A 14,089-nucleotide genomic window follows, 5' to 3' on the forward strand; every position below is an offset into this window, starting at 1 on the left:
CCGGCCTGTTCCTGGAGTTTGATACGCAATGTCCTTCGATCGGATCGATCGTCAGATTCTCGCCCACCTGCAGCAGGATGGGCGGATGACCAATGTCGAACTGGCCGAACGCGTCGGGTTGACCGCGCCGCCCTGCCTGCGCCGCGTACGCGCGCTGGAGGAGGCAGGCGTGATCCGCGGCTATCACGCCGACCTCGATCCCGCCAGCCTCGGCTTTCCGATCACCGTCTTCGCGATGGTCTCGCTGCGCAGCCAGGCCGAGCACGACCTCGCCGCGTTCGAGGCGCATGTCGCGGACATTCCCGAGATCCGCGAATGCCACATGCTCAACGGCGAGATCGACTTCATCCTGAAGATCGTCGCCAGCGATCTGAAGAGCTTTCAGGAAATCCTGACGACGCACCTGACGCCGGCGCCCAACGTCGCCAGCGTCAAGACCTCGCTCACCATCCGCACCGCCAAGTCGACCTCGGGCATCCCCGTCGTCATCGACTGATCCGCGACGGCGGACGACGAACGAAAAGGGGGCGGCCCGTCACCGGACCGCCCCCTCTTTGCGTCGATGCCGGTCGATCAGGCCGGCGTGGCGGGCGTAGCAGGCGTGGCGCCGACCTGGGTCCAGGTGTTCCACAGCGCGGCGATGCCCGCACGCGGATTGCCGGTGACCGCACCGAACGCCGCCTGCGCGCCGGCCTTGTCGCCCGACTTGGCGAGCGCGATGCCGAGGCGGGTGTTCACCTCATTGGCGTCGACGCCGCCCTTGCCGAGCGCCGCGCGATACAATTCGATCGCCTTGGCGTAGTTGTTCTGGCCGAGATAGGCGTCGGCGGTCGATGCGGCGATCTTGCCGTCCTTCGATGCCATTGCGGTCTTCTCGCTGCTCGCCAGCGACCCGTCCGCCTTGATCGCGGTGTTCGCCGCGGTCAGCAGGCTCTTCGAGAACGTGCTGGTCGCCGGAATCTTGCCCGAGGCCATACCCTCCTTCAGCACCGCCGCCGCCTCATAGGGGTTGCCGCGGTCGTAGACGTTCTTGGCATAATCCTCGTACATCGCCTGGTCCGGCATCGCGCCGGCGGTACGCAGCAGGCGATACAGATCGACCGTCTGCGCCTTGTCCGGCGCGGCGAGGCTGTTCTGCGCGAAGGCATATTGCAGGATGACGTCGCGCCACACCCGCGCATTGGGATAGGCCGAGACGTACTTCTGCATCCAGGCGAGCGTTTCCGGCGCCATCTTCTTGTTGTTCGCGGTGGCGATGCCGAAGCGGTAATAAGCCTCCGGCACGGTCTGGCCCGCCGCCTTCTGAGCGGTGATGAACCGGTCGAGATCGGCGAGGCCGCCGGCGGTGTCACCGGCCTGCACCTTCACCTTGGCGAGCTGCAGATCGAAATCGGGGCTGTTGTAGCCGGCCGCCTTCGCCTGGGTGAAATATTGGGTCGCGACCGGATATTGCCCGCTGTTGTAGGCGAGCTGACCACGACGGAACAGATATTTGCCGCGATCGGCGGCAGGCGTGTTCTTAGCGGCGATCAGCGCATCGAGCGGCTTGGCGAGCACGGTCTCGTCGAGCGGCGCCTTGGGATTGGCCTCCTGCGCGATGACGAGCTTGGTGTTCTCCAGATCGTAGCGGAGCGCGGCGGCGATATATTTGTCGTCGTCGGTGGTGGCGGCGGCCTCCACCTGCGCGACCAGCGGCTCGGCGGTAGCGGGATTGCGTGCCTTGACGGCTTCCTGCGCCTGGAAGGCGATCGCCTGCACCGGCTTGCTGAGCTTGAAGCCAGGAGCCGCCTGCTCTTCCTTCTTGTCCTTGGCGGCCGCGGGGGCGACGATCGCCAGGCCGCTCACGCCGGTGGCCAGCACCGCGACCAGCGCGAGCTTCGAAAGGGTCTTCATGCTAACTCTCTCTCCAGATAGTGAGGCATCGCTGCCGCTAACGTCTGCGGGGCTGTAACGGTCCGTCGCAAGCCGTTCAAGCGATGCCATGCCCGCCGCGGTTGCAGCATGCGCACTGAACGGCGATTGAACGGGCGCCACGGGGCGGCTACCGGCGGGCACGATGATCGCCGTCCTCTCCCCCGCCAAGACGCTCGACTATGAGTCGCCCATCCCCGATGTCGCGCCGACCCGGCCGCGCTTCGCCAGGGAGGCGGAGACGCTCGCCGTCGCCGCGTCGCACCTGACGCAGAAGAAGCTGTCGGAGCTGATGCACATCTCGCCGGCGCTGGCCAAGCTCAACGCCGACCGCTTCCGCGACTTTCCGGACGCGCCCGAACGGCCGGCGATCTTTGCCTTCGACGGCGACGTCTATACCGGCTTCGACGTCAAGACGCTGGAGGAGGAGGCGCTCCCCTTCGCGCAGGATCATCTGCGGCTGCTCTCGGGCCTCTACGGCATGCTGCGCCCGCTCGACCTGATGCGCCCGTATCGGCTGGAGATGGGGACGCGCTGGGCGCCGCGACGCAAGAAGCTGACCGACTGGTGGGGCGACCGCATCGGCAAGGCGCTGGCCGAGGACGTCGCCGCCGACGGCGAACGCGTCGCGCTCAACCTCGCCAGCCAGGAATATTGGGCGGGGGTCGCGGGCCACCTGCCCGCAGACGTACGCGTGGTGGCGATCGATTTCCGCGACGGCGATCGCTTCGTCAGCTTCCACGCCAAGAAGGCGCGCGGGTTGATGGCGCGCTGGATGGTCGAGCATCGCATCACCGACATCGACGCGATGCGCGGCTTCGACAGCGACGGCTATGCCTATGACGCGGCGGCGAGCAGCGATGACCAATGGCGGTTCTCGCGTTGAGCGCCGCGGTCGTCATCGGTGCCTCCGGCGGGATCGGTGCCGCGTTGCACGAGGCGCTGGCCGACGAAGGGGCCTATGCGCGCGTCCATGCACTGTCGCGGTCGGGCGCCGCGCCGATCGACATCACCGACGAGGCGAGCATCGCCGCCGCGGCGGCGCGGATCGCCGACGGGCCGGCACCGTCGCTCGTCATCCTCGCCACCGGTCTGCTGCACGATGCGGAGCACGGCCCCGAAAAAAGCTATCGCGAATTCGATCCGGCTTGGCTCGAACAGGTGCTGCGCGTCAATGCGGTCGGGCCGGCGATGGTCGCCAAGCATCTGCTGCCGCTGATGCCCAAACAGGGGCGGACGGTGTTCGCCGTCCTTTCGGCGCGGATCGGCAGCATCTCCGACAACCGGCTCGGCGGCTGGTACGGCTATCGGATGGCGAAGGCCGCGCTCAACCAATTGGTGCGGACGCTGAGCATCGAGGAGAAGCGGCGCAACGATCGCTCGATCATCGTCGGCCTGCATCCGGGCACGGTCGACACCGGGCTGTCGAAGCCGTTCCAGGGCAACGTGCGCCCGGGAACGCTGTTCACGCCGGATCGCGCGGCGTCGCAATTGCTCGACGTGATCGACGGCCTGACCGTGACCGACGGCGGCAAGCTGTTCGACTTCGAGGGCAAGGAAGTCGCGCCTTAGGCGTCTGGTGGTTGCGACACCTGACCTAATTCCGATGCACAAGGCTGTGGTGATGAGGCTCGATTGGGCTTCACCACCCGATGTCGCCCCGAACTTAGACCGCATCCCCTGCACAACCCCACCAGTGCTCCTGCGAAAGCAGGAGCCCAGGGACCGGAACGCCGTCAGCTGTTGTTCCGCTTGACCCTGGGTTCCTGCCTCCGCAGGAACACTGCACGGCATGGTGGGCGAGTGGACATTCGAGGAATTCCCGAACCGGTCCGAGGGGGCGGGTGGGCCGGAAACGCCATCGCCCAGCCCCACGCCGGGAGGCGACGGGTAGGCCAGTAAGCCCGCAAACATGACAGAATCGTCACGTTTCAGCCATTTACGCGTTAGCTCGGCACGCGCATCCTTGCCGCCACGACGACGCGATCCACGCGTCCGCCGGTGGAGATGATGCCATGACCAAGTCCCTGCCCTTTGCGATGCTGGCCGTCGCCTCGCTGTGCTGCGGTTCCGCCGCGCTCGCCACGCAGGCCGCCACGCCGAAGACCACCGCCAAGACGGTGGCGACCAGCCGCACGACGACGACCACCAAGCCCGCGGTCGGCCGCCCCACCGCGACGACCCGGACGACGACCCGCACCGCCGCCGCCGCCAAGGGCCGGATGGTCACCACCAAGACCAGCACCGGCAAGACCGTCACCTACGATTGCAGCAAGGCCGGCAACGCCACCAAGGCCGCCTGCAAGAAATAAGCGCCGCCACTCCTGTATCCCGCGCGCACGCGTATGTGCGTGCGCGCGTGACTTTCGGTCCGGGTGGTCCTACAAGATCGGCACACTTCTGTAACAATCCGAAAGCGTATAGCCTTGGCCGACGAGACCACCCTCGCCGAACCCTCCGACATTTCGACGATTTCCATCGTCGACGAGATGAAGTCGAGCTATCTCGACTATGCGATGAGCGTCATCGTGGCGCGCGCGCTGCCCGACGTGCGCGACGGGCTGAAGCCGGTCCATCGTCGCATCCTGTTCTCGGCGCAGGAAAACGGCTTCCTGTTCAATCGCCCGTACCGCAAGTCGGCGCGCATCGTCGGCGACGTGATCGGTAAATACCACCCGCACGGCGACACCTCGATCTACGACGCCTTGGCGCGGATGACGCAGGATTGGGCGATGCGCCTGCCGCTGATCGACGGTCAGGGCAATTTCGGCTCGATGGATCCCGATCCGCCCGCCGCGATGCGCTACACCGAGGCGCGCCTCGCCCGCGCCGCCAATTACCTCATGGAGGATCTCGACAAGGATACCGTCGATTTCCAGCCCAATTACGACGCCAGCGAGCGCGAGCCGCAGGTCCTGCCGGCACGCTTCCCCAATCTGCTCGTCAACGGTGCGGGCGGCATCGCGGTCGGCATGGCGACCAACATTCCGCCGCACAATCTGGGCGAAGTGGTCGACGCCTGCATCGCCTATATCGATGCGACGATGGCCGGCGGCACGATCTCGATCGACGAACTGATCGAGATCGTCCCCGGGCCCGATTTCCCGACCGGTGCGATCATCCTCGGCAAGGCGGGCGCGCGCTCGGCCTATCATACCGGCCGCGGCTCGATCATCGTGCGCTCGCGCCACATCGTCGAGGAAAGCCGCGGCGACCGGCGTTCGATCGTGCTCACCGCCATCCCCTTCCAGCAGGGCAAGAACGCGCTGGTCGAGAAGATCGCCGAGGCGGCCAAGGACAAACGGATCGAGGGCGTCAGCGACATCCGCGACGAATCGAACCGCGAGGGCGTGCGCATCGTCATCGACCTCAAGCGCGACGCGACGCCGGACGTGGTGCTCAACCAGCTCTGGCGGCACACGCCGGCGCAGGGCTCCTTCCCCGCCAACATGCTCGCGATCCGCGGCGGCCGGCCGGAGACGCTGAACCTCAAGGACATCATCCAGGCGTTCGTCCAGTTCCGCGAACAGGTCATCACCCGCCGCTCGAAGTTCGAGCTCAACAAGGCGCGCGACCGGGCGCATATCCTGCTCGGGCTGGTGATCGCGGTCACCAATCTCGACGAAGTGGTGCGGATCATCCGCGGCTCGTCGAGCCCGGCGGAGGCGCGCGCCGCGCTGCTGGCGCGTGAGTGGCCGGTCGCCGAGATCGCCCCCTATCTCAGCCTGGTCGAGGCGGTCGAGGGCATCCAGGTCGGCGAAAGCTATCGTCTGTCCGACGTGCAGGTCCGCGCGATCCTCGATCTGCGCCTGCATCGCCTCACCGCGCTTGGCCGGGACGAGATCGGCGACGAGCTCAAGGGCCTCGCCGATTCGATCGCCGCGCTGCTCGAGATCCTCGGCAACCGCAAGCGCCTCTACGAAGTGATGCGCGAGGAGCTGGTCGACGTCCGCTCGATCTTCGCAACGCCGCGCCGGACCGAGATCGCCGCCGCCGCCGACGGCATCGACGACGAGGATCTGATCGAGCGCGAGGACATGGTCGTCACCGTCACGGTGCAGGGTTATATCAAGCGCACGCCGCTCGACGCCTTCCGTGCGCAGAAGCGCGGCGGCAAGGGGCGCGCCGGCATGGCGACCAAGGAAGAGGATGCGATCACCAGCCTCTTCGTCACCTCGACGCACACGCCGGTGCTGTTCTTCTCCAACCTCGGCAAGGTCTATCGCAAGAAGGTCTGGCGCCTGCCCGAAGGCGGGCCGGCGACGCGCGGCCGGCCGATGATCAACCTGCTGCCGCTGGCGCCGGGCGAGACGATCTCGACCGTCCTGCCGCTGCCCGAGGACGAGACGCGCTGGGGCGACCTGCACGTCATGTTCGCCACCGCCAACGGCACCGTGCGCCGCAACGCGATGGACGCCTTCGCCAACATCCCGTCGAACGGCAAATTGGCGATGCGCTTCGACGAGGAGTCCGACGACAAATTGATCGGCGTCGCGGTGCTGACCGAAAGCGACGACGTGCTGCTCGCCACGCGCAACGGCAAGGCGATCCGCTTCGCCGCCACCGACGTGCGCGAATTCCAGAGCCGCACCTCGACCGGCGTACGCGGCGTCAGCCTCGGCGAGGGCGACGAGGTGATCTCGCTCTCGATCCTGCGCGGCGTGCCGTTCGATACCGACACGCGCGACGCCTATCTGCGCGCCGCACCGTGGAAGGAGGGCGAACGCGAGACGACGCTCGATGCCGAGACGCTGGACGCGATGGAGAAGGCGGAGGAGTTCATCCTCACCGTCACCCAGAACGGCTATGGCAAGCGCACGTCCGCCTACGAATATCGCCGCACCAATCGCGGCGGCCAGGGCATCACCAACATCGTCTCCGCCGGCCGCAACGGTCCGGTGGTGGCGAGCTTCCCGGCGCATTCGGGCGAGCAATTGATGCTGGTCACCGATCAGGCCAAGCTGATCCGCATGTCGGTAGGCGACGTCCGCGTCACCGGCCGCAACACGCAGGGCGTGACGCTGTTCAGCGTCGCCAAGGACGAGCATGTCGTCTCGGCTGCGCGGATCGACGAGGAGGAAGAGCCCGAGAACGAGGCCGAGGCGGTGATCGCCGAGGAACTGGGCGGCACCCCCGCGCTGCCGGGCGAGGACGATCTGGTGGTCGACGACGGCACCGGGCCGCAGACGATGGACGAAAGGGTCGACGAAAGCGACGACGGCGAGAGCGGGGACGCGGCATGAGCGAGCGTCCCACCACCGCCTACAAGGTGCTGACCGCCGAGCAGATGGCCACGCTGGAGCGGGACCGCCAGTTCGCCGGGGCGCCCGTCGACCTGGCCGACGGCTACATCCATCTGTCGACCGCGGCGCAGCTCACCGAGACGGTCGACAAGCATTTCGCCGGGCAAGGCGATCTGCACGTCGTCGCGGTCGATCTCGGCAGCTTCGGCGACACGCTGAAGTGGGAGGAATCACGCGGCGGCCAGCTTTTCCCGCATCTCTACGAGCCGCTGCTGCTCGAAACCGTCATTGCCTATGGTCCGCTGGAGCGTGCTGCGGACGGGACGGTCCGATTGCCGATCGCCGGCTGATCCCGGTTCAGGCTCCGCTCGCCGAGAAAGGCGGGCGGAACCGCATTTGGAGCACCATCGTTACCCCGTCACAACGACCAAGATGGGAGAATTCCAATGCGTACCCTGGCCCTGACGATCGGCAGCCTGATGATGGTGCCCGCCGCGGCTCTGGCACAGCAAGCCCAGCCTGCCCCCGGCGCCGCTGCGACCGCCACCGGTTCCGCCACCGCCACCGCGCCCACCGTCGGCGCGACGATCTATGACAGTGCTGGCGTCGCGCTCGGCACCGTCGCCAGCATCACCCCGCAAGCGGTGATCCTCAACACCGGCACCGCGCAGGTGCCCGTGCCCCCCGCCTCGATCGGCAAGACCGACAAGGGCTTCGCGATGGCGATGACCAAGGCCGATCTCGACGCCGCGGTCGCCAGCTCGCAGGCGCAGGCGCAGGCGGCGGTGAAGTCGAAGCTCACGCCGGGCACGTCGGTGACCGGGCTCAACGGCGCGACGCTCGGCACGATCAAGTCGGCCGACGCGCAATTCGTCACGCTGACCACCGCCAAGGGCGACGTGAAGCTGCCGATCGCCGGCTTCAGCGCCGATGCGAGCGGCAAGATCGTCGCCGGCATCACCGCCGACCAGCTCGCCGCGGCCACCGCCGGCGCGGCGAAGTAACGGATCGGGGAGGGTTCGCCCTCCCCTTTTTTTTCCGACGTAGGACGGCTGGACCGGATCGACATCCGGTCAAATTCCTTCCCTGCCAGGGGGAGGACTTGCTTCAGGCCTGAACGTCGATCCTCGTGTCGACCATCAGGCTCACCGCCGCCTCACCAACGCAAAGACGATCTTCAGGCCGCGACAGCCTGTTCGGTCAGCGCTGCGCGGATCGCCTCGATCGCGTCCGCCGCTTTCGCCCCATCGGGGCCGCCACCCTGCGCCATGTCGGGCCGGCCGCCGCCGCCCTGCCCGCCGAGCACCGCGACCGCGCGACGCAGCAGATCGACCGCATTGACCTGACCGACCAGATCGTCGCTCACCCCGACCGCGATCGAGGCGCGGCCGTCGTTGACCGCGACCATCACCGCGACGCCCGCGCCGCCGAGCCGCTGCTTGGCATCGTCGACCGCACCGCGCAGCCCCTTCGCCTCGAAGCCGTCGAGCACCTGGCCGATGAAGGCGACGCCGCCGACCTGCTCCGGCCCGGCGGCCGCACCGCCGCCACCGCCGCCCATCGCGAGCGCCTTCTTCGCCTCGGCGAGTTCACGCTCCAGCCGGCGCCGTTCGTCGAGCAGCGCGATCACCCGCGCCGGCACCTCGTCGGGCGTCGTCTTGAGCGCGCTCGCCGCCTCGCGCAGCCGCTCGTCGCGGCCGTTGAGATAGGCGCGCGCCGCCTCGCCGGTCAGCGCCTCGACGCGCCGCACGCCCGACGACACCGCGCCCTCGCCGACGACCTTGAACAGGCCAATGTCGCCGAGCGCATTGACGTGGGTGCCGCCGCACAGCTCGACCGAATAGGTCTTGCCGCCATCCTCGGTCCCCATCGACACGACGCGGACCTCGTCGCCGTATTTCTCGCCGAACAATGCCATCGCGCCCTCGGCGATCGCCTCGTCGGGGGTCATCAGCCGCGTCGTCACGCTGCCGTTGCCGCGGATCTGCGCGTTGACCGCGACCTCGGCGTCGGCCAGCTCCTCGGCAGTCATCGCCACCGGATGCGACACGTCGAACCGCAGCCGCTCGGGCGCCACCAGCGAGCCCTTCTGCGCGACGTGCGTACCCAGCCGCTGGCGCAGCGCCTCGTGCAGCAGATGCGTCGCCGAATGGTTGGCGCGGATCTGCGCGCGGCGCGCGACGTCGATCTGGAGGCGAACGGCATCGCCGACCTTAATCGACCCGCTCTCGACCTTCGCATGATGGACGAAGACGCGACCCAATTGCTTGGAGGTTTCAGTCACCGCGGCGCGCAGGCCGCCGTCGGTCGCGATCGTACCGGTATCGCCGACCTGCCCGCCGCTCTCGCCATAGAAAGGCGTCTGGTTGACGATCACCGCGACGGTGTCGCCGGCCGCCGCCTGATCGACGCGCGCGCCGTCCCTGACCAGCGCGACCACCTCGCCCTCGCCGACGTCGGCGCCATAGCCGATGAACTCGGTCGATCCGGTTTCCTCGGCGATGTCGAACCACAGATCGTCCGACGCCTTGGCGCCCGAGCCCTTCCATGCCGCGCGCGCCGCGCGCTTCTGCTCGGCCATCGCCGCATCGAAGCCGGCGCGGTCGACGGTCAGCCCGCGCTCGCGCAGCGCGTCCTCGGTGAGGTCGTAGGGGAAGCCGAACGTGTCGTTGAGGCGGAACGCGGTCTCGCCGGCGAGCGTCGCGCCCTCGGCCATGTCCGCGGTCGCTTCGTCGAGCAGCTTCAGCCCCTTGTCGAGCGTCTTGCGGAACTGCGTCTCTTCCTGGCGCAGCGTCGCCTCGATCAGCGGCTGCGCGCGGACCAGTTCGGGATAGGCGGCGCCCATCTCGGCGACCAGCGCCGGCACCAGCCGGTGCATCAACGGCTCCTTGGCGCCGAGCAGATGCGCGTGGCGCATCGCGCGCCGCATGATCCGGCGCAACACGTACCCGCGGCCTTCGTTGGCGGGCAGCACGCCGTCGGCGACGAGGAAGCCCGACGAGCGCAGATGATCGGCGATGACGCGATGCGACGCGCGCCGCGGCCCCTCGGCATCGGTGCCGGTCAGCGAGGTCGAGGCGGCGATCAGCGCCTTGAACGTGTCGGTATCGTAATTGTCGTGGACGCCCTGCAACACCGCCGCGATCCGCTCCAGCCCCATACCGGTGTCGATCGACTTCTTGGGCAGCTCGCCGACGATCTCATTGGCCTCCTGCTCATATTGCATGAAGACGAGGTTCCAGATCTCGACGAAGCGGTCGCCGTCCTCGTCCGGGCTGCCGGGAGGGCCGCCGGGGATATGGTCGCCGTGATCGTAGAAGATCTCCGAACAGGGGCCGCACGGACCGCTGTCGCCCATCGCCCAGAAATTGTCCTTGGTCGCGATGCGGATGATCCGCTCTTCGGGCAGATATTTGGTCCACAGGCCGAACGCCTCGTCGTCGGTATGGTAGACGGTCGCGGTCAGCTTCTCGGCGGGGATGCCCCAGACGCTCGTCAGCAAGGTCCAGGCGTGGTGGATCGCCTGTTCCTTGAAATAATCGCCGAACGAGAAATTGCCGAGCATCTCGAAGAAGGTGTGATGCCGCGCGGTATAGCCGACATTGTCGAGGTCGTTGTGCTTGCCGCCGGCGCGCACCGACTTCTGGCTGCTGGTCGCCGTCGTATAGGGCCGGCTTTCAAGGCCGGTGAAGACGTTCTTGAACGGCACCATCCCGGCATTGACGAACATCAGCGTCGGGTCGTTCTGCGGCACCAGCGGCGCCGAAGGCACGATGGCGTGGCCCGCGCTAGCGAAATAGTCGAGGAAGCCGCGGCGGATGTCGTTGGTCGAGGTCATAGACCAAGCGACTTAGGCGAGAGACGGCCCGCCCTCAAGCGTCGTTACGCGCCACCACACATGTGCTGCGAATCGGGCAGCGTCCATGATTCCATCGTGCGCAGGTTGGTGGTCGTATAGATCCGGCCGCGATCGTCGCCCGGCGGGCAATGCCGTGGGATACTGACGAGACAGGCGAGCACGCGATCCCCCCGCCGCGCATTCTGTGCCGCCGCGACGCGGCTGTAGGAGACGCCGTACAGGCCGTTGGCGAGCGATATGCTCGTACCGCTCTCGGGCACCGGCCGGCCCGATCCATCCTCCAGCCGCGCGGTAACGTTGCGCACCGTGCTGAACACGCATGTCCCGACTTGCTTCGGCAAGCCCGGCGGCTGCGCCGCGACCGCAGGTCCTGCAAGCGACAGCAGAGCGATGGCGTAAGCACAGGAAAGCCGCATATGTTGGTCCTTCATCCGAATGGCTGATCGATCGATTTGGGCGGCGTGCTGAACCAGCGCGGCCCTTCCGCGGTCATGTGGAAGCAATCCTCCAGCCGGACGCCGAACCGGCCGGGCAGGTAGATGCCGGGCTCGTTCGAGAAGCACATGCCGGCCGCCAGCCGCGTCGTCTCGCCGCGGACGAGGTTGACGGGTTCGTGCCCGTCCATGCCGATGCCGTGACCGGTGCGATGCGACAGGCCGGGCAGCTTATAGTCGGGGCCATAGCCGAGCCCCGTGTAATAGCGCCGCACCGCATCGTCGACGCTGCCCGCGGCGACGCCGATCCGCGCCGCGGCGAGCGCGACCTGCTGGCCGCGCGCCGCCTGATCCCAGACCTTGCGCTGCGCAGCGGTGGCGCTGCCCTGCGGCACCCAGGTGCGCGAGATGTCGGACTGATAGCCCTGCACCGTGCAGCCGCAATCCATCAGCAGGATCTCGCCCGCGGCGATGCGATGCACCTCGCGGCTGCCGTGCGGCAGCGCGGCGGCGAAGCCGATCAGCGCCAGCGCGAATTCGGGATCGCCGCCGAGCCGGGTGGTCGCGGCGGTCATCAGCGCGCCGATCTCGCTGCCGGTCATCCCCGCCTCGACCCGCGGCGCCAGCCAGCGATAGGCGGCGAGCGTCACCTCGGTCGCGGTCTGCATCAGCGCGAGTTCGGCGGGCGTCTTGATCATCCGGCAGCCGCGCACCACCGGATTGGCGCTGACCTGTCGCGCGTCGGGGGCGAACCGGGCGAGGTCGGTGGGGATGAAGACGCGCGTCGTCTCCTCGATACCGATCGGCAGCCGGTCGAGCCCGCGCTCCTTCAGCCAGCCCGCGACGACGGCGAGCGCGTTGCCGTCCTCCTGCCAGACGCGCACCTCGGCCGGGACGCTCAGCGTCTGGCGGACCGACGGCTCCTCGAAGAAGGGCGTGACGATCAGCGGTTCGCCCTCGCGCGGCAGGATCGCCAGCGTCGGCCGTTCGCTGCGCCCCCAGCGCACACCGGTGAAATAGAGCATCGACGAGCCCGGCTCGATCAGCACCGCGCCGAGCCCACTCGCCGCCATCAGCGCCTGTGCCCGCGCCAGACGGCCGGCGCGCTCGTCGCGGCCGATCGGCACCGCGCCGGCGGTGATGTCGCGCAAGGCGGACAGGTCGGGCTCGGCGGCGCGGAGCAGCCCCGACGACAGGAGCGGCACCGCCGCGGCGGCGGCGAGGAGCGAACGACGCGAGGGCGTGAAGACCATACGCCAGCGATACGGCGCTTGACCCGGCGGCCGCAATCCCCTTCCCTAACGGCGAATCCTGGAGTTTTCGTGCATGGCCAAACGGCTGACCTTGTTTATCGTGATCGGCCTGTTGCTCGGCGTCGTGGTGGGACTGGCGATCAACGGCTGGCTCGACGACGGTTCGCCGGCATCGGCAGCGCGGCTGAAGGGCATCGCCGGCTATTTCGCGATCGGCACCACCGTCTTCCTGCGGCTGATCAAGATGATCATCGCGCCGCTCGTCTTCGCCACGCTGGTCAGCGGCATCACCCAGATGGGCGATACGTCGGCGCTCGGCCGGGTCGGGGCCAAGGCGATCGGCTGGTTCGTCTCGGCCAGCCTGTTGTCGCTCGGGCTCGGGCTGGTGCTGGTCAATCTGATCCGGCCGGGGGTCGGCATCAACCTGCCGCTGCCGCCGGTGACCGCCGATGCCGGCATCGCGACCGCCGCGTTCAGCCTCGACACGTTCATCACGCATATCGTCCCCGCCTCGATGGTCGAGGCGATGGCGACCAACGAGATCCTCCAGATCGTCGTCTTCTCGATCTTCGTCGGCGTCGCGATCACCGCGGTCGGCGAGCGCGCCGCGCCGCTGACCCGCGCGATCGACGGGCTGGTCGCGGTGATGTTGCGGATCACCGATTACGTGATGCGCGTCGCGCCGCTCGCGGTGTTCTGTGCGGTCGCGGCGACGCTGACCGAGCGCGGGCCGGGCGTGATCGGCCAGCTCGCCTTCTTCATGGGCAGCTTCTACCTCGCCTTGCTGTGCCTGTGGGCGATCCTGCTCGGCATCGGCTTCCTGTTCATCGGGCCGCGCATCCGCGACCTGATCCGCTACGTCCGCGAGCCGTTGCTCGTCGCGTTCACCACCGCCTCGTCGGAAGCCGCCTATCCGCGCATGCTGGAGGCGCTCGACAAATTCGGGGTGCCGCCGCGCATCGCCAGCTTCGTGCTGCCGCTCGGCTATTCGTTCAACCTCGACGGCTCGATGATCTATATGACCTTCGCGTCGCTGTTCATCGCCCAGGCCTATGGCATCGCCCTGCCGCTCGGCACGCAGATCGCGATGCTGTTGTTCCTGATGATCTCGTCCAAGGGCATCGCCGGCGTCCCGCGCGCCAGCCTCGTCGTGATCGCTGCGGTGCTGCCGGTGTTCAAGATCCCCGAAGCGGGCCTGTTGCTGATCCTCGCGATCGACCATTTCCTCGACATGGGGCGGACCGCGACCAACGTGATCGGCAATGCGGTGGCGGCATCGGTGGTGGCGAAATGGGAGGGCGGGTTCGATCCGCGCGAACCCGCGACGATCGACCCCGCGGTGGCGGAGGGGCCGGCGGCACCGGCGGCGACCAGCTTCCGGCACTAGCC

12 protein-coding genes are annotated in these 14,089 nt (G+C 68.1%); 8 read left to right on the forward strand and 4 right to left on the reverse strand.

The genetic code is table 11. The features are described 5' to 3' along the window. The first annotated feature begins 28 nt into the window (after positions 1 to 28). Complete coding sequence (locus ACLBWH_RS01940; RefSeq protein ID WP_038658436.1) at positions 29 to 496, forward strand: Lrp/AsnC family transcriptional regulator; 468 nt, start codon at positions 29 to 31, stop codon at positions 494 to 496. 77 nt (positions 497 to 573) lie between these two features. On the opposite strand, the gene ACLBWH_RS01945 is transcribed toward ACLBWH_RS01940, so the two are convergent. Further along, entirely contained in the window at positions 574 to 1,893 is a 1,320-nt protein-coding gene (locus tag ACLBWH_RS01945; RefSeq protein WP_322847941.1) for a hypothetical protein, read from the reverse strand. 163 nt (positions 1,894 to 2,056) lie between these two features. Between ACLBWH_RS01945 and yaaA the strand changes: the two genes are divergently transcribed. The 6 genes from yaaA to ACLBWH_RS01975 all read left to right on the forward strand — a co-directional run bounded on the left by yaaA (position 2,057) and on the right by ACLBWH_RS01975 (position 8,158). Beyond that, positions 2,057 to 2,797, forward strand: coding sequence for a peroxide stress protein YaaA (gene yaaA / locus ACLBWH_RS01950; RefSeq protein ID WP_447796389.1), 741 nt, complete (start codon positions 2,057 to 2,059; stop codon positions 2,795 to 2,797). Then, positions 2,779 to 3,483: an SDR family NAD(P)-dependent oxidoreductase gene (locus tag ACLBWH_RS01955; RefSeq protein WP_447796391.1), complete on the forward strand. Its 705-nt coding sequence runs from the start codon at positions 2,779 to 2,781 to the stop codon at positions 3,481 to 3,483. Before yaaA ends, ACLBWH_RS01955 begins: the two co-directional genes overlap by 19 nt. Before the next feature lie 443 nt (positions 3,484 to 3,926). Then, a complete protein-coding gene (locus ACLBWH_RS01960) occupies positions 3,927 to 4,223 on the forward strand; it encodes a hypothetical protein (RefSeq protein WP_322847938.1) in 297 nt (98 codons plus the stop codon). Positions 4,224 to 4,337: 114 nt separating this feature from the next. Further along, positions 4,338 to 7,154 (forward strand): DNA gyrase subunit A, encoded by a 2,817-nt coding sequence (gene gyrA, locus ACLBWH_RS01965; protein WP_447796393.1) that lies wholly within the window; start codon positions 4,338 to 4,340, stop codon positions 7,152 to 7,154. Next, a complete protein-coding gene (locus ACLBWH_RS01970) occupies positions 7,151 to 7,504 on the forward strand; it encodes a DUF952 domain-containing protein (protein WP_447796395.1) in 354 nt (117 codons plus the stop codon). Before gyrA ends, ACLBWH_RS01970 begins: the two co-directional genes overlap by 4 nt. 96 nt (positions 7,505 to 7,600) lie before the next feature. Next, complete coding sequence (locus ACLBWH_RS01975; protein WP_447796396.1) at positions 7,601 to 8,158, forward strand: hypothetical protein; 558 nt, start codon at positions 7,601 to 7,603, stop codon at positions 8,156 to 8,158. A 173-nt stretch (positions 8,159 to 8,331) separates the two neighbouring features. Here the strand turns inward: ACLBWH_RS01975 and alaS are convergent, their stop codons facing one another. The 3 genes from alaS to ACLBWH_RS01990 form a co-directional block, all read right to left on the reverse strand. Then, the gene (alaS, locus tag ACLBWH_RS01980; protein WP_447796398.1) at positions 8,332 to 10,992 is read right to left on the reverse strand and encodes an alanine--tRNA ligase; all 2,661 of its coding nucleotides are present in this window, start codon (positions 10,990 to 10,992) and stop codon (positions 8,332 to 8,334) included. A 44-nt stretch (positions 10,993 to 11,036) separates the two neighbouring features. Then, on the reverse strand, positions 11,037 to 11,330 hold the full coding sequence (locus ACLBWH_RS01985) for a hypothetical protein (RefSeq protein ID WP_447796400.1): 294 nt from the start codon (positions 11,328 to 11,330) through the stop codon (positions 11,037 to 11,039). A 110-nt stretch (positions 11,331 to 11,440) separates the two neighbouring features. After that, positions 11,441 to 12,700, reverse strand: coding sequence for a M24 family metallopeptidase (locus ACLBWH_RS01990; protein ID WP_447796401.1), 1,260 nt, complete (start codon positions 12,698 to 12,700; stop codon positions 11,441 to 11,443). Between the two features lie 73 nt (positions 12,701 to 12,773). Between ACLBWH_RS01990 and ACLBWH_RS01995 the strand changes: the two genes are divergently transcribed. Further along, a complete protein-coding gene (locus ACLBWH_RS01995) occupies positions 12,774 to 14,087 on the forward strand; it encodes a dicarboxylate/amino acid:cation symporter (RefSeq protein WP_322847931.1) in 1,314 nt (437 codons plus the stop codon). Positions 14,088 to 14,089: the final 2 nt, after the last annotated feature.

This window comes from Sphingomonas sp. M6A6_1c, from assembly GCF_053345135.1.

Excerpts from the sequence above, each read along its gene's own strand:
- yaaA (WP_447796389.1), top strand. The coding sequence starts at position 2,057 with ATGATCGCCGTCCTCTCCCCCGCCAAGACGCTCGACTATGAGTCGCCC.
- ACLBWH_RS01940 (WP_038658436.1), top strand. The coding sequence starts at position 29 with ATGTCCTTCGATCGGATCGATCGTCAGATTCTCGCCCACCTGCAGCAG.
- ACLBWH_RS01960 (WP_322847938.1), top strand. The coding sequence starts at position 3,927 with ATGACCAAGTCCCTGCCCTTTGCGATGCTGGCCGTCGCCTCGCTGTGC.
- alaS (WP_447796398.1), bottom strand. The coding sequence starts at position 10,992 with ATGACCTCGACCAACGACATCCGCCGCGGCTTCCTCGACTATTTCGCT.
- ACLBWH_RS01995 (WP_322847931.1), top strand. The coding sequence starts at position 12,774 with ATGGCCAAACGGCTGACCTTGTTTATCGTGATCGGCCTGTTGCTCGGC.
- ACLBWH_RS01990 (WP_447796401.1), bottom strand. The coding sequence starts at position 12,700 with ATGGTCTTCACGCCCTCGCGTCGTTCGCTCCTCGCCGCCGCCGCGGCG.
- ACLBWH_RS01945 (WP_322847941.1), bottom strand. The coding sequence starts at position 1,893 with ATGAAGACCCTTTCGAAGCTCGCGCTGGTCGCGGTGCTGGCCACCGGC.
- ACLBWH_RS01955 (WP_447796391.1), top strand. The coding sequence starts at position 2,779 with ATGGCGGTTCTCGCGTTGAGCGCCGCGGTCGTCATCGGTGCCTCCGGC.
- ACLBWH_RS01975 (WP_447796396.1), top strand. The coding sequence starts at position 7,601 with ATGCGTACCCTGGCCCTGACGATCGGCAGCCTGATGATGGTGCCCGCC.
- ACLBWH_RS01970 (WP_447796395.1), top strand. The coding sequence starts at position 7,151 with ATGAGCGAGCGTCCCACCACCGCCTACAAGGTGCTGACCGCCGAGCAG.